Source organism: Haemophilus parainfluenzae ATCC 33392, assembly GCF_031191205.1.
Lineage (GTDB): Bacteria > Pseudomonadota > Gammaproteobacteria > Enterobacterales > Pasteurellaceae > Haemophilus_D > Haemophilus_D parainfluenzae.
The window spans coordinates 2,110,076-2,129,514 of record NZ_CP133470.1; the positions used below are offsets into that span (position 1 = coordinate 2,110,076).

Sequence of the window (19,439 nt, forward strand, 5' to 3'; positions counted from 1 at the left end):
TATGAGCCAAAATATTAAACCTACCTTTATTTTTATCGCCACACTCGGCATCCTCTCGATGCTACCGCCTTTGGGTGTGGATATGTATATTCCGTCCTTTTTAAATATTGCTGAAGACTTAAATATCAACTCCGAGCAAGTTCAGTACACGCTGACATTCTTTGCTTACGGCATGGCGGCAGGACAATTATTCTGGGGGCCCTTTGGCGATAGTTTTGGTCGCAAACCGATTATTTTATTAGGTGTCATTATTGGTGCTATCACCGCTATTATTTTAACCGGCATTCATTCTATTGGTAGCTTCACTGCACTACGTTTCATTCAAGGTTTCTTTGGTGCTGCACCCGTTGTGCTTTCAGGGGCATTATTACGGGATTTATTTAGCAAGGATCAGCTTTCTCGAGTCATGTCCACCATTACACTTGTCTTTATGATTGCACCGCTTGTTGCACCAGTAATTGGCGGATATATTGTGAAATTTTTCCATTGGCACATGATCTTTTATGTGATCGGTGCGATGGGATTTCTTGCAGCATTGCTCGTCTTTTTCATTATTCCTGAAACCCATAAACAAGAAAATCGTATTCCACTTCGCCTAAATATCATTGCCCGTAACTTCATGATGCTTTCAAAACAAAAAGAAGTATTAGGTTATATGGCGGCCGCCTCTTTTGGTTTTGGTGGTTTATTTGCTTTCGTCACTGCGGGATCGATTGTCTATATCGGTATTTATGGTATTCCAGTCGATCAATTCGGCTATTTCTTTATGATTAATATCGCTATTATGACAGCCACGTCTTATTTAAATGGGAAGTTTGTGCTGAAGTTAGGTGCGGAAACCATGTTACAAATTGGTATTGCGGTACAATTTATTTCTGGAATTTGGTTATTTTTAACCGCACTTTTGGATTTCGGTTTTTGGTCAATGGCTATTGGCGTAGCCTTTTTTGTCGGACAAAACCCGCTCATATCGTCCAATGCCACAGCCTCCATTTTAGAGAAATTCCCAACTATGGCGGGGACTGCCAATTCATTAATGGGAAGTGTCCGTTTTGGTGTCGGTGCGGTGATGGGTTCTCTAGTAGCAAGCTTTAAAATGGAAACAGCTGCACCAATGCTCTATACAATGACAGCTTGCGTGGTTATTTCAGCCCTCTCTTACTATTTTCTGACTTATCGACATTCTAATTCAAGCAGCTAAATACTAAAAATTTTGTTCATAGCTAATAAAATAATTATTAGGTATGCATGGGAGCAATTGTTTCATTTAGAATAGTATTTTTATGTAATTTAAAGTGAATACAACAGTCTTTCATTAAATTTTACACAAAACTCAAATCAACCCCACAACAATAGATTACCTTGATTAATTTAATAGATTTTAATCGCCAAAACCTTTTTGTATGATATTTACGAAATTTATCCCTCTATTTATTCATACAAGGAGTTAACTATGAGTTCAAAATGCCCTTTTTCGCATTTATCTACTACAAACTTGACTATGGGCAATGGCGCACCGGTAGCTGATAACCAAAACAGTTTGACTGCCGGTCCTCGCGGTCCATTACTTTCTCAAGATTTATGGCTTAATGAAAAATTAGCTGATTTCGTACGTGAGGTTATTCCTGAGCGTCGTATGCACGCTAAAGGCTCCGGTGCATTTGGTACCTTTACTGTCACACACGACATTACTAAATATACTCGCGCAAAAATTTTCAGCGAAGTAGGTAAAAAAACAGAAATGTTCGCACGCTTTACCACTGTTGCAGGTGAACGTGGTGCAGCAGATGCTGAACGTGATATTCGTGGTTTTGCCTTAAAATTCTATACTGAAGAAGGTAACTGGGACTTAGTGGGTAACAACACACCGGTATTCTTCTTACGTGATCCTCGTAAATTCCCAGATTTAAACAAAGCAGTAAAACGCGATCCACGTACCAATATGCGTTCAGCCACTAACAACTGGGATTTTTGGACATTATTACCTGAAGCATTGCACCAAGTAACCATTGTTATGAGTGATCGTGGTATTCCTGCAAGCTATCGCCATATGCATGGATTTGGTTCACACACTTACAGTTTTTGGAATGAAGCAAGTGAGCGTTTCTGGGTGAAATTCCACTTCCGCACCCAACAAGGTATTAAAAACTTAACAGATGCAAAAGCTGCTACAATCATCGCAAATGATCGTGAAAGTCATCAACGTGATTTGTATGAAGCAATCGAACGCGGTGATTTCCCTAAATGGACATTATATGTACAAATTATGCCTGAAGCGGATGCAGAAAAAGTACCTTATCATCCATTCGATTTAACTAAAGTGTGGCCGAAAAAAGATTATCCGTTAATTGAGGTAGGAGAGTTTGAGCTTAACCGTAATCCTGAAAACTTCTTTGCTGACGTAGAGCAATCTGCATTTGCACCAAGCAATTTAGTTCCAGGTATCGGTGCAAGCCCAGATAAAATGTTACAAGCTCGTTTATTCAACTATGCAGATGCGCAACGTTATCGTTTAGGTGTGAACTATCGTCAAATTCCAGTAAACCGTCCACGTTGCCCTGTTCATAGCAACCAACGTGATGGACAAGGTCGTGTAGATGGTAACTATGGCAGCCTACCGCACTACGAGCCAAACAGCTTCAGCCAATGGCAACAACAACCAGACTTTGCTGAACCACCACTTCGCATTAATGGTGATGCAGCACACTGGGATTATCGGAACGATGATAACGACTACTTCAGCCAACCGCGTGCATTATTTAACTTAATGAATCCAGAGCAAAAACAAGCATTGTTCAACAATACTGCGGCTGCAATGGGTGATGCACCTGAGTTCATCAAATACCGTCATATCCGTAACTGCTACTGGTGTGAGCCAGCATATGGCGATGGTGTTGCAAAAGCATTGGGCTTAACCGTTGAAGATGCATTAAAAGCACGTGAAACTGACCCAGCATTAGGTCAAGGTGGATTGTTATAAGTGCGGTCAATTTTATAGGCAGATTTTAAATCTAAAAATAAAGGCGGGAATTCCCCGCCTTTCATATTTCATTGAACACTTATTTCCAAATTCGATGCTCTAATACTCGCTTCTTAATTTCTGGATAAAGGTCAATTTTAAATTCAGGCTCTTTCCCCTCTTTTAATTGACGTTGATAATCTTTCATTAGCTTCCACACAATCGGGGAAAGTAAAACGATCGCGACTAGGTTAATAATTGCCATCACAGCCATCACAGTGTCCGCAAAATTCCAGACCACATTACCTGATTTTACCGAACCGAAATAAACGAAGAATAATACCGATAAACGGAATGCCCATACAAACCAAGGTTTATTTTTAATAAAGCGAATGTTACTTTCTGCGTAAGCATAGTTACCGATAATAGAGGAATAAGCGAAAAGCAATAAAATGAAAGCTAAGAAGTGTACACCGAACTCCCCGACATGATAACGCAATGCATTTTGTGTTAAGGAAATACTTTTCAGTGTTTCACTACCATAGTTATCAGAAAGCAGGATAATCACTGCCGTACAAGTACAGACGATCATCGTATCTACAAACACACCGAGCATTTGTACTAAGCCTTGGCTAACCGGATGTTTTACGTGAGCAGCTGCTGCGGCATTTGGTGCAGACCCCATCCCCGCTTCATTAGAGAATAATCCACGTTTAATCCCCATCATCATGGCTTTGGAGACTAAAGCACCAAACATACCACCAGCGGCTGATTGGAAAGTAAAAGCACTTTTGTAAATATTAGCTATCACCGTCGGGATCATATCAATATGCATGCCTAAGATAATTACCGCCATAATTAAATAAAAGAGTGCCATCATCGGTACGACGCTACTAGAAATGGTTGCAATACGTTTTACGCCACCGAAAATAATGGTGGCGGTCAATATCACTAAAACAAGACCAACATATTCACCTTGCCAATTCCAAGCATTTTTGGTCGCTTCCACAATTGAGTTTGCTTGTACTGAATTAAATGCAAAACCAAAGGTGAAAATCAATGATAGGGCAAACGCTACTGCTAACCAACGAGATTTTAAACCTTGTGTAATATAGTAGGCAGGGCCACCACGGAAAGAGCCATCTTTATCTTGAATTTTAAATACCTGTGCTAAAGTCGATTCGGCAAAAGCACTCGACATTCCAATAAATGCCGTTACCCACATCCAGAATACTGCCCCTTCGCCACCAAGTGCGATGGCTGTTGCTACACCACTGATATTACCTACGCCAACTCGACTCGCGAGTCCCGTTGCAAACGCTTGGAATGGCGTTAAAGAATTACCTTCTGCTGCACGTCCAAACCACATTTCACGAATACTTGTAGGGAAAAGACGTAACTGCACTAACCCTGTAGTAATGGTAAAAAATAGACCTACACCTAATAAAATAACAATGGTGATATTCCATAATGGCTCATCAAAATGTTCGATAACCCATGTTAATCCCTGTTCAATCCAGTTTCCCAATTCTGTCAGCATAAAAACCTCACTAAAAAATCCATGTTCTGATTGTAGAGAGACAAAAGAAAAAATCCAGTTTTCTTAAAGAAAAACTGGATTCTTATCCTATAATATAAAATTTATTCAAATTTTCACTGTATTTTTAGATTAAATCTATTCACAGTTTAAAAATAATGCTGCAGCTCCACGAACACCACCGGAATCACCATGTTTTGCTTTTTTAATTGGTGGCACTTTCGCACTACGCATTAAATGAGCGGGTAATGCTTTTGGTAGGGCTTCATAAAGATAATCAAAATTCGATAACCCTCCACCGAGCACAATCATATGCGGATCAAATGCCGTGATAATATTGCCAATAGAAATCGCCGCTAATTCAACAAAAATACGAACAAAATCAACCGCACTTTCCTCTTTCGCATAAAAGCTATCGATAATCTCTTTGGCTGATAACTCTTCCCCTTTTAAATCACGGTACAACATTTCAAAGCCGCGACCAGAAATATACGTATCTAAACAAGCCTGATTGCCACAACCACATTGGTAAATTGGCGCGTTATCCCAGCCTAATAATTTTAAGGCATGATAATTTAATTGAAGGTGGCCTAACTCCCCTGCCATCCCGACTTGTCCTGAGTGAATTTTGCCATTAATTACAAAACCACCACCAAAGCCTGTCCCCAAAATAAGCCCTAATACAGAAGGATATTGAGTATTTTCCTCATCACAAGCTTCCGAGAGCGCAAAACAATTGGCATCATTTTCTGCTCGCACCTCACGATCTAAAACGCGTTCAAGATCGGCTAAAATCGGCTTATTATCTGCAACACGAATATTCGTCACTTCAGCAAGCCCAGTTGTTAAATTAACAAATCCAGGCAAACCTAAACCTACTGTGCCTTTTTCACCAAAGTGGGTATCAGCACGTTCTACTAGCGTTTTGATCGCCTGTAACCAATCTTGATAATCTGTTTGTGGCGTTGGCACGCGCTCGGTATAAAGCTTTTCTAATTTTGCATTAAAAGCAGCTAATTCAATCTTTGTGCCACCGATATCAATACCGTAATACATATTGTCTCCTCAAAGAGCGGTCAAAATTGTTGGAACATATAGGCTGTATTCTCCTTGAAATCAAAATAAAAATCCATGACAAAAATCATATTTTCTACAAGCAATAAAAAAGACCGGCTTTATCACTAAAACCGGTCTTTGATTTATGATTTAAATGGTTTCGATACCAATGAGAAGATTACCAGAAGTAACCCGCACTTGCAGTTCCGCCTACTTCACCTTGAGTATTGGTTGTAAAGGATACTTTCACACCGTACTTACCATTATCAGATAAGCGAGAGTAACCTACAGCTACTGCACTTTGATTTTGGTATTGTCCTACACCAGCAGTCACTGAAGATTGACCTTCACGGTATGCCTGCATTAAGCCAGCTGTAGCTAATGCAGAAGCAGTACCAGCTTTACGGCGTTTATCCATTTTGTTTAGGCTATTGTGAATTTCATTTGTTGCTTTCTTGAGCTGATTCACATTCACTGCATCAGTACCATCTCTACCTGGCGCTACATTGGTAATACGAGAACCACCAGCATTGATGCCATCTTTAGTCACACTTGGGCCATTGTTAATGGTTAAGCCATTATCATTGATCGTTGTGTCACCCGCTTTGATGGTTTTCGCTATAACAGTGTTTACAGAAATATCATCTTTCAGTTTCACTTTCACACCATTTGCATCAGCAACTGTTTCGATGTTTTTATTATCACCGTTTACAGCCACTTGAGAGCCCAGTTTCTTAACGCCAGTTGTACCTTTATCTGCATTGAAGGTTAAACCTTTGTTATTTACTGTGTCGTGTGCATCTACACCTTTATTAATATCATCTTTCGTTTTATTTGAAAGATCTACTTTGTAATCTGTCACAGTCGTTGTGCCATTTTTACGTGTAGTTGGTGCTTTGGTTACGGTTATTGCATCAGAACCATCAACGTGAGCCGAATTATCAGTAGCATTTACTTTGTAGATAGTTTGACCATTTGAACCTTTAGTACTTGTTACAACAACATTGTCACCTGCTTCAACTTCTGTTTTCGCAGCTTTCAATTGTTTAACATTTACAGCATCAGTATCATTTTTACCTTCTGCAACATTCACTACTTTATTACCGCCGTTATCTAAACCTTTATTGGTTAAGGTAACGTTAGTTTTACCACCTTCGGTAGCTTTGATAGTGATTCCACCATCATTCATTGTGGTTTTACCTGTGGTTACAGAAGTAAAGTCAACATCATCTTTAGTTGCAACTGTGTAAGTTGTGCTACCATCTGGATTCTTATCAGATGTCACATTAACATTTTTGCCAGCTGCTACTTTCGTTGTAGCTTGAGCAATACCGTCTTTCAACTGTTTAACATTCACAGCATCAGTGTCATCTTCACCAGCTTTGACATCGGTAATTTTGTTACCATCAACGCTTACATTACCACCAGAGATTGTTGTTCCACCATCTTTAAACTCGATTTTTTGACCATCTTTATTTGAGATAGAATCAATATTCTTCAAGTCTTTAGCAAGTTGAACTTCTAGGGTACCCTCACCATCAGCTTTAACATTGACATTACCTGCTGCTGATTTAAATGCTTCAGATGCAGCTTTGTCAACGCCTTCACCTTTAATAGTGACTAAAGAATTTAATTTATGGCTATTAACGACTTCATTATTGCCTGTAAACTTCAAGCCATCGTTAAGTGTTGCCACTTCTTCCTTATCACCATTTGGTTTTTCGTAAACGATACGGGTCTTAGTTTTACCGTCTTTACCATCGTTACCATCAAGACCTGCTTGGCCTTGTGCAACAGTGATTTTACCGTTAGAACCATCTTTACCGTTGATGCCGATAGTACCGTCTTTACCATTTAAGGCAATGCCGTCTTTACCATCCTCACCTTTCAGGCCGATAGAGCCATCTTTACCATTGATAGAGATACCATCTTTACCATTTTCACCTTTAACAGTGATAGTACCTGGTTCATTTTCATTACCAATGGTTACATCTTTGTTTAACCCAACTTGTAATTTCGCTTTACCGTCTTTGTCTGTGATAACTTTAGTGGTTACACTACCGTCGCCTTTAACCGTTACAGTTTCACCAAGTTTAGCTTTAACATCATTACCATTTTCGTCAGTTAAACCAAAGCCATTATTAGTAATATTACCAATAGTATCTTTCAAATCACCAACATTAACTGCATTATTTAAAGTGTTTCCAGTAGCATCTTCCAAGGCAACTTTATTTCCTGTTGCGTCTTTCAAGCCACTATCAACATTAACGATTTGGTTTCCACCGTTATTTAAGCCCTTATCAGTGACACTAACCGTTTTAGTGTTATCTGCATCTTTTGGTTTAACAGTTAAGCCATTACCATCGATAACAGATTTATTACCTGTTGTTTCATCAATGAACGTTGCACTGGTTAAGTCTTGTAGCTGTTTAGCCATTTTCAGAACTAACTTGCCTGCATCATTGTCAACACGTAAGTTTTTATCTGTCACGTCTGCATTTGGATCTAACTTACCTAAAATTTCTAGCTCTTCATTAAGTTTCTTCGCAATAGAGTCACCTTTATCGCCTTTAAATTTCAAGCCATCATTAAGTGTTGCAACATCTTCTTTGATAGTTTTATTTGGATCGTTTGGATCTTTATATTCGTAAACGATACGGTTTTTGGTTTCACCAGCTTTACCATCAACACCTGCAGGGCCTTGATCGCCTTTGATAGAAACGCCGTTTTTACCGTTTTCACCATTTAAGCCAATAGAACCATCTTTACCGTTGAGTACAACTGCAGAACCGTCTTTACCGTTCACACCAATTTGTCCATCAACACCATCTTTACCAGGTTCGCCTTTTTGACCGACTGTCACTTTATCTGCAGTAAGATCTTTAGCTAAACCAATAACAACTTTGCCATCTTTAGTCATGGTTTTGATGTTAGTTGCATCATAACGATCATCTGCTTTAGTGCCTTCACCCACAATATCAAGTTTCTCACCTAAATCTTTGTGAATAACATCACCCGATTGTGCACCAAAATTTAAACCTTTTGCGGTTAAATTATTGGTAATTTGGGTGCCTTTAGCCTCTAATTGCTCTTCTGTTGCAGCACGGCCAGCTTTCGCATAAGTTGGACCATTCAGATCTTTATTAGTTAAGCCTGTAATATCACCTGTTTTCGCATCCAATTTGATTGGATTATCACCTGCGACATTAACAACTTGATCAGCTGCAAATTCAACTTTACCGTTACCATCTTTGTTCGTGATTGAAGTGATATCTTTCAATGCGCCTTCAACATTCACTTTATATGGATCTGCTTTTGTACCTGTACCAGTTACAGAAGTATTTTTACCATTTACAAGTGCTGTTTTTGAATCTTTTAACTGTTTAACAGTCACAGCATCATTATCTTCTGTGCCTTCAGCAACATTTTTAATTTGCTTATTGCCACCATCGATACCAGTTTTAGTCACACTTGGACCACCAGTAATAGTTAAACCATCTTTGTTGATGTTTAGGTTGTTATCACCAAACTTAATTGAACCATCATTAGTTAAATTGATATCTTTAGACAATTGAACATTTAACTTACCATCTTTGTTATTCACACCAATGTTGTTTTCTGTCAATTTAGTTTTGTCTGCACCACCTACAATATCAATTTTTTGGTTAAGTTTTTTCGCTATTACTTTAGAGTCATCAGTTTGACCATCATCTCCAGCGAATTTCAAACCATCATCCATTGTTGCAACTTCACGAACAATATCTTTGCCGTCTTTGCCTTTAATTGGATTACCGTCTTTATCTTTCGGTGTGTAAACAATACGTTGTGATTTATCTGTACCTGGCTCTTGGTTCACTAAAGTTTGTGTACCATCATTTGTTGAGATATCAACAGATTTACCGTCGCTACCATCTGCGCCTTTAGGACCAGTTAAACCGATGTGACCAACGCCATCTTTACCTGCGATAGATACAGCGTCTTTACCATCTTTGCCGGTGATTCCGACTTTACCATCTTCACCTTTAGTACCATTTGGACCCGTGATGGTTACACCATCTTTACCGTTAGCACCATCTTTACCATTAACCACAATTTTGTCTAAGTTGGTTAAATTGCTATCTAAAGAATAAGTATAAGTATGATCATCACCATTAATGATTTGTTTAACTTTTAAGTTTTTACCTGCATCGAAGTTTACCACTGCGCCTGGTTTCACTTTCGTTGCAGTTGATGTGCCATCAAGCTCACCCGTTGATTTCGTTGCATTCGCTAACCAACCACTGTTATTGATTGCTTCAACGACAGTTTTCACGGTTGCTAAGCCATTATCACCTTTAACGCCAGGTTTGCCATCTTTACCGTTTGCACCGTGTTCGATCTCACCGATGTTTACATCATATTTAACCACACCATTTGCACCTACAGATGCTGTCGTGAAGTTACCATTTGTGAAGTCTAAACCATCAGATACTTTCACTGTGTTCTTAGTTGCAGTATCACCGTTAGATTTATATGCTAATTCTGCATCGCCTAAATTTTGTGCAATAGCATTAACGGTATATGTTTTTTGACCCGTTGTTGCATCAGTATCTGTATCAACAGTTACGTTTTGTCCTGCTTTAACAACCGAACCTAAACCAGTAATGACCTTTTTACCGGCATCTGTAATATTGCTTAAGTCATTTTTCGCAACACCTGTGATAACTGCTTTTTCATTAGCAACATCTTGACCATTGCCATCTAAATAAGTCATGGTTACGTTACCGCTGTTATCCACAGCATACTCGCCTGGTTTAATATGACGTTCAGCTGCTTTCACTGCATTTAATTGGCTAACATTCACAGCATCGGTATTATTTGTACCCGCTTTCACATTTGTGATTGCTTTATTACCTGCATTAATACCCTCTTTAGTCACACTTGGACCATTGGTGATTGTTAAACCATCTTTGTTAATGCTTAAGTTATTATCGCCAAACTTAATTGAACCAGCATCAGTTAAATTGATATCTTTAGATAATTGAACATTTAACTTACCATCTTTGTTATTCACGCCAATGTTGTTTTCTGTCAATTTAGTTTTATCTGCACCACCTACAATATCAACTTTTTGGTTAAGTTTTTTCGCAATTACTTTAGAGTCATCTGTTTGACCATCATCTCCTGCGAATTTCAAACCATCATCCATTGTTGCAACTTCACGAACAATATCTTTGCCGTCTTTGCCTTTAATTGGATTACCGTCTTTATCTTTCGGTGTGTAAACAATACGTTGTGATTTATCTGTACCTGGCTCTTGGTTCACTAAAGTTTGTGTACCATCATTTGTTGAGATATCAACAGATTTACCGTCGCTACCATCTGCGCCTTTAGGACCAGTTAAACCGATGTGACCAACGCCATCTTTACCTGCGATAGATACAGCGTCTTTACCATCTTTGCCAGTGATTCCGACTTTACCATCTTCACCTTTAGCACCATTTGGACCAGTGATAGTTACACCATCTTTACCATCAACACCATCTTTACCATTAACCACAACTTTATCTAAGTTAGTTAAGTTGCTATCTAAGGAATAGGTATAAGTATGATCATCACCATTAAGCGTTTGTTTAACTTTTAAGTTTTTACCTGCGTCGAAGTTTACCACTGCGCCTGGTTTCACTTTAGTTGCGGTTGATGTGCCATCAAGTTCACCTGTTGATTTAGTTGCATTTGCTAACCAACCACTGTTATTGATTGCTTCAACGACAGTTTTGACGGTTGCTAAACCATCAGTACCTTTAACACCAGGTTTACCATCTTTACCGTTTGCACCGTTTTCGATCTCACCTGTCTTCACATCGTATTTAACCACACCATTTGCAGCTACTGATGCTGTCGTGAAGTTACCATCAGTGAAATCTAAACCTTCAGTTAATGCAACAGTTTGGTCATTTGCACCATTTGCTTTGTATTTAATATTAAATGCATCAGATCCTGGTACATTTGCTTTTACTTTGTATGTCGTACGACCTACAGCATCTGTTGAATTCGTTACAGTCACTGAACTGTCTGCCGCTTCAACAATCGTACCTAAACCAGTAATCACTTTTTTGCCATCATTATTGATGTTAGAAAGATCATTTTTAGCCACACCAGTAATCGTTGCTGTCATACCATTAACAACATTACCTTTACCATCTGTGTAAGTTAAACTTACATTACCATCGTTACCTACTGCATAAGTAGTATTAGTAATATGTTTTTCATCATCTAAATTAGCAACAGTTTTATCGCCATATTTAATACGATCACCCTCGTATTTAATTGTGGTATTACTACTGTTATCGCCAAGTTTAATCTGTTTGGTTTCAACACTGTTTAAACCTTTAAGATCTTTTGCTAATTTAATTGCTAAACCACCTGTAGCAACACTTGGATTGCTCTCACCAATAACACCAATGTTATTATCAGTTAATTGCTCTTTATCTGCACCACCTGTGACATTCAATGTTTCGCCTAATTGACGATTTACTGTTACATCTGCATTATCACCTTTAAAGTTTAAACCTTTAGCAATATTCTCTGCATTCTTGGTGATATTTTGCGCATTTTTAGTAATGTTTTGTGCATTATTTGCGATATTATTCGCATTGTTAGTCACATTTTGGTTAGTTGCATGAAGCTGTGAACCATTTACGGCATCTTTACTGTCTGCAGAAATTGTACCATTTGATACATTAGTAATTTTCTTATCGCCAGCATTAATGCCATCTTTAGTTACGCTTGGACCATTTTTAATAGTTAAGCCTTTATCATCTAAAGAAGTATTGCCAGTAGTGACATTCGTGAAAGTGACATTTTCTTTTGTTGCAACGGTTAAGTTTTTCTCATTTTGAGTAATCTTAATGTTATTTCCAGCTGTAAATGTAACGGTATCACCCATTGCAACTTTTTTCTCAGCATTACCGCTTACTTCACCGGTACCTGTTTGCGCTGCTGTAATTTTCCAGCCTTGCTCAACACGTGATGCAACCGCATATAATTGAGAACCATTAATCGCATCTGTTGAATCATCTTCTACATGACCTGCAGCTACATTTTTAATTTGACGCTCGTTGCCTTTTTCACCAACGCTTACAAAACGACCTGCGTCTTTTGCTTTACCAGCAAAATTATAGGTGTGACCATCAATTTCTTTACTTGCTACAGTTTCAGTTGCATGAGAACCATCTGCTTTTGAGCTATCACCCAAGATCACTGAACCATTTGTCGCAGCAGTAATATTGGCACCAATTGCAACAGTGTTTTGACCATTTACTTTTGTATTATGACCAATTGCAACAGAATCAGTCGCAGTTGCACTTGTTCCTGTAAATTCCCCTAATGCAATAGAGCCCGCCGCTTTTGCACCAAGGTTGTCGTAATTGCTATCTGCATCTGTCTGTTTAGTTTTATCTGCATTAACACTTACATAGTTGGTTTGTGCTAATTCAACCGCTTCTTTCACGTTATGAAGGGTTTGATTTTTGATATTAAAATCAGGTGCTTTATAGGTGTATCGACCATTACCATCAACGGTATAACCATTGTAATTTGGTCCAGCGATAGATTTCGCAAGATTATCATTTACTTCAGATAATTGTTTAACATTTACCGCATCAGTATCTTCACGACCAGCAGCAAGATTCACTAAACGACGCTCTTTACCTTTATTTGCAATCGCAACTACACCGTTCTCAATCTCAAAACCATCATTCGTATATTTTGCATTTTTATTTTTGATGTCTTCTTGATTGATAATGGTGCCATTACCTAAAGCCAATGAGTTATTTGCATTAGATTGTGCGCTTTCACCGATAGTCATTGCACCTTTTTTAGTTGCTTTAGAATCCTTACCAATAGTGATTACATTTTCATGTAAAGCTTGTGAATTAGCACCAAATGCAATTGAGTTTGCTTCGCTTGCATTAGCACTATTACCAAATGCAATCGCATCTTTTTTATGAGCTTTAGCGTCTACACCAAATGCAATAGAATTCTCGCTACCACCTAATGCATTATAACCAAATGCAATAGATTTATTGCCCGATGCTGATGAACTTGTACCGAATGCAATCGCTTTCGCAGCAGGTGTGTTTGGACGAGTTACATTTCCTTCAATATAAGCATCTTTACCAAGAGAAAATTCACCAGTTTTTGCAAGAGAACCAAAAGCAAAAGAGTCATCACCATTGGTTTTAGCCCCTGTACCAATTGCAACGGAACGAGCACCATTTGTTTGGGTATTATTCTCACCATCATATCTAGTTCTTCTTGCCTCACCTTCACCAGGTAAACCATTTAATGTTTGAGGCGCTGTATTACCAATTGCAATTGATTGATCTCCATTTGCAGTAGCGGATGCACCAAATGCAAAACTAGCCGCACCTTTTGCATATGCTACGGAACCAATAGCTGCAGAGTAATCACCAATTGCTGCAGATTGACGCATCATTGCTAAAGAGTTAAATCCTGCGGCACGTGAAGCTGTACCAATAGCGGTAGAACCTGTTGTTTCAGCATGAGAAAACGCACCAATTGATGTAGCCAAACCACCTGTAGCTTTTGCAAAATCACCAATAGCAATACCATCTGAGGCACCTCTTGAACTTTGTACTGCAGTATTTTTACCAATTGCAATCCCTTCTGCATATGCCCCATTATTTGCATAAGAATCTTGTCTATTACTTGAGCCATTTGCATTATCGTAAGATCTATTACCTGGGTTTTTATAATCGTATGCCCAGGTTTGATCTGCACCGTAACTTGGTGCAGCACTCGCACCATCAGAAGTAATAGCATAGCCAGCACTATTTGTTGAACCAATTGCTACATATGCATGCGCAGCAAGTGGCGATAACGCAAATGGTATAGCAAGTGCGGTTGTTTTTAATAACGTTGAAACTGCTGAAGAGGTTTTCTTCACGCTAGAAACTGAAGATACCGGTTTTACTTTTGATAATTCAGATACAGCGACCCATACTTGGCTTGAACTACACCAAATTACCTTAAAAATCCTGTTCATTTAATTCATCCTTATAAAATTAAAATCATAAAAATATTGCTAAAATTTGTTAAACTACAAATAACTCATCATTATTCGCGGAGGCACATTATAGATCAATTAGCCACCAATAAAATCTAATTTACCAACATTTACATTTCTTGACATTAAATTCAAAAATTAAAGGTTAAATATACATTTTCTAATTAAATATTTAATTACCAATCATTATCAACTAGTTAATCAACAATGCGGAAATAGTTTGCTGATTTAACTAGTCAACTCCTCTTTTGTAGAAAAGATATTTTTCCGTTGTAAAAAATTGAAAATAACAACATGTACAACCCATGCTGAAATTATTGCAATCAACAGATCAATTGGGTAATGCATACCTAAACGCACTCGACTAATCAACATTAATACGCCCCAAATTGTCATCGCTCCAATAAGCAATTCTGCTTTAAAAGAACGATTCCCCAATAATTGGCTAAACCCTACGGCTAACATAAGCCAAGTCGCTGCGAAAATAGAATGCCCTGATGGAAAAGAATAACCCGTTTCATCTTCATAATGCGCTTTTAACCAGGCAGGTGTATCGGCTTGTGTGGAATAGAATTTATCCACTAATTTTGCACGTTCTGAGCGATCTTGATGATAAAAGGCATCCGTAGTACTTTCTGTTTTTTCCGCTAAATAAACAGTGAAGGGACGTGGCTCGGCAAAAACCGTTTTTAACCCTGTTTTAATCACTTGTGTGGATAAGACTGACAAGCCCATTACTATCACGCCCATAATCCACTGTTTACGATTTTCAAAAAGAAAACGGAAAAGTAAAGCAAACACACCACAGGTAATTAAAGCATAAGGCACACTACCGGTTTCGGTTAAAAGATAAAGCCAATAATCCCATTCCATTAATTGGTTGTTTCCATGCCAATGATAAGCAAAACCCCAAACAAAAAATGGTACAAGACAAAGGAATAACGTATATAATGACAGCCTTTTAAACATTGTTGCCTCTTGATAATAAAAATAAAGTGCACATTTTAGCAGAATAAAGTTGAAAAAGGATAAGTTATGTCAAAAATCCAACTGGTTGCTCAAGCCAATTTGCCTACCGAATATGGCATATTTAAAATGGTCGGATTTGAATTTCCCGATACAAAAAAAGAACATGTCGCGTTAGTGATGGGTGATATTTCAAACCAAGATGAGCCTGTGCTCGCCCGCATTCATTCTGAATGTCTAACAGGCGATGCATTACACAGTTTAAAATGCGATTGTGGTTTCCAACTAGCAGCCGCATTACGTCAAATTAGCGAAGCGGGTCGTGGTGTTTTAATCTATCATCGTGAAGAAGGCCGTGGCATTGGTTTAATTAATAAAATTCGAGCTTATTCATTACAAGATCAAGGGATGGATACTATTGAAGCCAACCTTGCATTAGGTTTTAAAGCTGATGAACGTAACTTTAATGTGTGTGCCGATATGTTTGAATTATTAGGTGTGAAGCAAGTTCGCTTGATGACAAACAACCCGCAAAAAGTAGAAACGATGAAAAAAGCGGGCATTAATATCGTAGAACGTGTACCGTTGAATGTAGGTGAAAACCGTTACAATACGAAATATCTTGATACTAAAGCGAAAAAAATGGGCCATTATATTGTGCATAATAATGAAGAACATTTAATGACTTGCCCACATTGCCAAGAAGAAGTGATTTAACAAAAAAGCCATACAACTGTATGGCTTTTCTTTTATCAAAACAATTATTGATTAACGCCCCAATGACGCGTGTCTTTATCAAATTTCATGCCTGAATGAGATCCTTCTGAACCATTAAAATAAACGTCTTTATTTGCACAAGCTGAAATCACTAATGCACCAATAACAATAAGAAGTAATTTTTTCATTATATTTACCTTTTTAAGCTGACTTGCCAAAATTGTATCATAACTTTTATTAACTTTTCCTGCTTAAATTAGCTGATTTCTTGCAAAATTCATGCCTAGCTTCTACAATAACACCACATTTTTAACTTGTAGTTCGCAAACCTCCTACATAAAAAAACTAGGTATCCTATGAATATTTCAAATCCTAATCACAATCGTAAAGCCCTTGTGATCTTCTCTGGTGGACAAGATTCCACAACCTGTTTAATTCAAGCTATTGCCGAATATGGCGTGGAAAATGTCGAAACCGTCACCTTTCAATATGGCCAACGTCATTCTATTGAATTAGAAAAAGCCCGTTGGATCGCCAAAGATCTCGGTGTAAAACAAACGTTGATTGATACGTCCGTCATCAAATCCATTACCCATAATGCCTTAATGGATGCCAATGCAGATATTGAACAAAAAGACGGGGAATTACCGAATACCTTTGTGGATGGCCGAAACGCACTCTTCTTATTATATGCCGCGATCTATGCAAAAGGACAAGGTATTAATGACATTATTACGGGCGTATGTGAAACAGATTTCAGTGGCTATCCCGATTGCCGTGATGTGTTTATCAAATCCATGAATGTCACCCTTAATTTAGCCATGGATTATCCATTCAATTTAAAAACACCACTAATGTATCTCACTAAAGCCCAAACCTGGGCTCTTGCCGATGAATTAGGTACGTTAGATTATATTCGTCAGCACACTCACACTTGCTACGAAGGTGTTGAAGGCGGTTGCAGGGAATGCCCAAGCTGCAAATTGAGAGATAAAGGCTTGCTGGAATATTTAGCCACAAAAGTAAAAGCTTAGTATCGAGATAATTTAACCCATAACAGATTTAATAGGTTCAAATGAATCCAAAGTGCGGTCAAAATTCACGTCAAATTTTGACCGCACTTTTACTTGATATAGTATCCGTCTCTTTTCTCATCTTTAATTTTATAAATGCGTCATTTTTTGATAAAATCACGCTAATTTTTTTATAAATAAGTAACTAATTTTAAAATGACTACAAATTATTCTGCTCAAGAAATTACGGTCCTGAAAGATCTCGAACCGGTGCAAATTCGCCCCGGTATGTACACGGACACCACCCGTCCAAATCACCTTGCTCAAGAAGTTATTGATAACAGTGTGGATGAAGCTCTTGCGGGTTTTGCCACCAAAGTTGAAGTAATTTTACATGCTGATCAATCACTTGAAGTCATTGATAATGGACGCGGGATGCCAGTGGACATTCATCCAACGGAAGGCGTTTCTGGTGTGGAAGTGATCTTAACTAAACTTCACGCTGGCGGTAAGTTCTCGAATAAAAACTATGAATTTGCCGGTGGTTTACACGGGGTGGGGATTTCTGTTGTCAATGCCCTTTCTGAACGCGTTGATATTCAAGTCAAACGTAACGGCGAAGTGTATAAAATTGCCTTTGAAAATGGCGTAAAAGTAGAAGAATTAGAAGTCATCGGGACTTGTGGCAGACGTACAACCGGTACCACCGTTCACTTCAAACCAAATCCAAAATATTTTGATAGCAAGAATTTTTCTGTTAGTCGTTTACGCCACTTATTGCGTGCTAAAGCCGTGCTTTGTTCAGGCTTAGAGATTAAATTTGTTGATAAAGTGAATAACACCGAAGATGTGTGGTGTTATCAAGATGGTTTATCCGATTACTTAACCGAAGCGGTGAATGGTTTTGAAACCTTACCTGAAAAACCTTTTGTCGGCGAGTTTAAAGGATCTACAGAAGCGGTAAGCTGGGCATTATTATGGTTGCCAGAAGGTGGTGAGCTTATTGCAGAAAGCTATGTAAACTTGATTCCAACAGTACAAGGCGGAACACATGTGAATGGTCTTCGCCAAGGCTTGCTCAATGCCATGACTGAATATTGCGAATTCCGCAATAAATTACCACGTGGCGTGAAATTAACGGCTGACGACATTTGGGATCGCTGTGCTTACATTCTTTCGCTCAAAATGCAGGATGCCCAATTTGCAGGGCAAACGAAAGAACGTTTATCTTCTCGTCAAAGTGCGGTCTTTGTTGCGGGTGTTTTAAAAGATGCCTTCAGTTTATGGCTAAACCAAAACGTACAAGATGCGGATCGCTTAGCTGAAATGGCGATCAGTTCTGCACAACGTCGTTTAAATGCTGCGAAAAAAGTCGTGCGTAAAAAATTAGTCAGCGGTCCTGCTCTACCGGGTAAATTGGCAGATTGCGCATCACAAAATTTAGAAAAAACCGAATTATTCTTAGTCGAAGGTGACTCTGCGGGCGGCTCAGCCAAACAGGCTCGAGACCGTGAATATCAAGCGATCCTGCCGTTACGCGGAAAAATCTTAAACACTTGGGAAGTCGCTAGCGATCAAGTACTTGGCTCAACGGAAATTCATGATATTGCTGTGGCACTAGGTATCGATCCTGATAATGAAGACTTATCTCAACTTCGTTACGGGAAAGTCTGTATTTTAGCCGATGCGGACTCCGATGGTTTACATATTGCTACCCTACTCTGCGCCCTCTTTTTACGTCATTTTCCGAAATTAGTGCAAGATGGGCATGTCTATGTGGCCATGCCACCACTCTATCGTATCGACTTAGGCAAAGAAGTGTTTTATGCCCTTGATGAAAATGAGAAAGAAGCCATTTTAGAACGTTTAAAAGGTAAAAAAGGCACTTTAAACGTACAACGATTCAAAGGTTTGGGTGAAATGGATCCGTCACAATTACGTGAAACCACCATGGATCCGAATACTCGCCGATTAGTTCAATTAACTTACGATCTTGAGGAAGATCAAGGCGCAGCGACATTAGAATTAATGGATATGTTACTCGCTAAAAAACGGGCAGAAGATCGCAAAAATTGGTTGCAAACTAATGGCGATCAAGTGGATTTAATAGTTTAAGTATTC

The 19,439-nt window shown here is 38.6% G+C and carries 10 protein-coding genes and 1 riboswitch; of the genes, 5 read left to right on the plus strand and 5 right to left on the minus strand.

The window, feature by feature from the left end:
• The first annotated feature begins 1 nt into the window (after position 1).
• Entirely contained in the window at positions 2-1,201 is a 1,200-nt protein-coding gene (locus RDV53_RS10145; protein WP_005696340.1) for a Bcr/CflA family multidrug efflux MFS transporter, read from the plus strand.
• A 252-nt stretch (positions 1,202-1,453) separates the two neighbouring features.
• Positions 1,454-2,980, plus strand: coding sequence for a catalase (locus tag RDV53_RS10150; RefSeq protein ID WP_005696341.1), 1,527 nt, complete (start codon positions 1,454-1,456; stop codon positions 2,978-2,980).
• A gap of 79 nt (positions 2,981-3,059) precedes the next feature.
• On the opposite strand, the gene RDV53_RS10155 is transcribed toward RDV53_RS10150, so the two are convergent.
• The 4 genes from RDV53_RS10155 to RDV53_RS10170 form a co-directional block, all read right to left on the minus strand.
• Positions 3,060-4,499, minus strand: coding sequence for an alanine/glycine:cation symporter family protein (locus RDV53_RS10155; protein WP_005696342.1), 1,440 nt, complete (start codon positions 4,497-4,499; stop codon positions 3,060-3,062).
• 135 nt (positions 4,500-4,634) lie between these two features.
• Positions 4,635-5,552, minus strand: coding sequence for an N-acetylglucosamine kinase (nagK, locus tag RDV53_RS10160; RefSeq protein WP_005696343.1), 918 nt, complete (start codon positions 5,550-5,552; stop codon positions 4,635-4,637).
• A 178-nt stretch (positions 5,553-5,730) separates the two neighbouring features.
• The gene (locus RDV53_RS10165) at positions 5,731-14,601 is read right to left on the minus strand and encodes a YadA-like family protein (RefSeq protein WP_005696344.1); all 8,871 of its coding nucleotides are present in this window, start codon (positions 14,599-14,601) and stop codon (positions 5,731-5,733) included.
• A gap of 249 nt (positions 14,602-14,850) precedes the next feature.
• On the minus strand, positions 14,851-15,591 hold the full coding sequence (locus RDV53_RS10170; protein ID WP_005696346.1) for a phosphatase PAP2 family protein: 741 nt from the start codon (positions 15,589-15,591) through the stop codon (positions 14,851-14,853).
• A 66-nt stretch (positions 15,592-15,657) separates the two neighbouring features.
• Between RDV53_RS10170 and ribA the strand changes: the two genes are divergently transcribed.
• Positions 15,658-16,305 carry a GTP cyclohydrolase II gene (gene ribA, locus RDV53_RS10175; protein WP_005696347.1) on the plus strand — a complete coding sequence of 216 codons (648 nt, stop codon included), beginning with the start codon at positions 15,658-15,660 and terminating at the stop codon, positions 16,303-16,305.
• Between the two features lie 44 nt (positions 16,306-16,349).
• Here the strand turns inward: ribA and RDV53_RS10180 are convergent, their stop codons facing one another.
• Positions 16,350-16,493: a hypothetical protein gene (locus RDV53_RS10180; protein ID WP_032822400.1), complete on the minus strand. Its 144-nt coding sequence runs from the start codon at positions 16,491-16,493 to the stop codon at positions 16,350-16,352.
• Between the two features lie 122 nt (positions 16,494-16,615).
• Positions 16,616-16,660, plus strand: a riboswitch (PreQ1 riboswitch).
• Between the two features lies 1 nt (position 16,661).
• Between RDV53_RS10180 and queC the strand changes: the two genes are divergently transcribed.
• Complete coding sequence (gene queC, locus RDV53_RS10185) at positions 16,662-17,339, plus strand: 7-cyano-7-deazaguanine synthase QueC (RefSeq protein WP_005696349.1); 678 nt, start codon at positions 16,662-16,664, stop codon at positions 17,337-17,339.
• A gap of 195 nt (positions 17,340-17,534) precedes the next feature.
• The gene (gene parE, locus RDV53_RS10190; RefSeq protein WP_005696352.1) at positions 17,535-19,433 is read left to right on the plus strand and encodes a DNA topoisomerase IV subunit B; all 1,899 of its coding nucleotides are present in this window, start codon (positions 17,535-17,537) and stop codon (positions 19,431-19,433) included.
• The last annotated feature ends 6 nt before the right edge of the window (positions 19,434-19,439 follow it).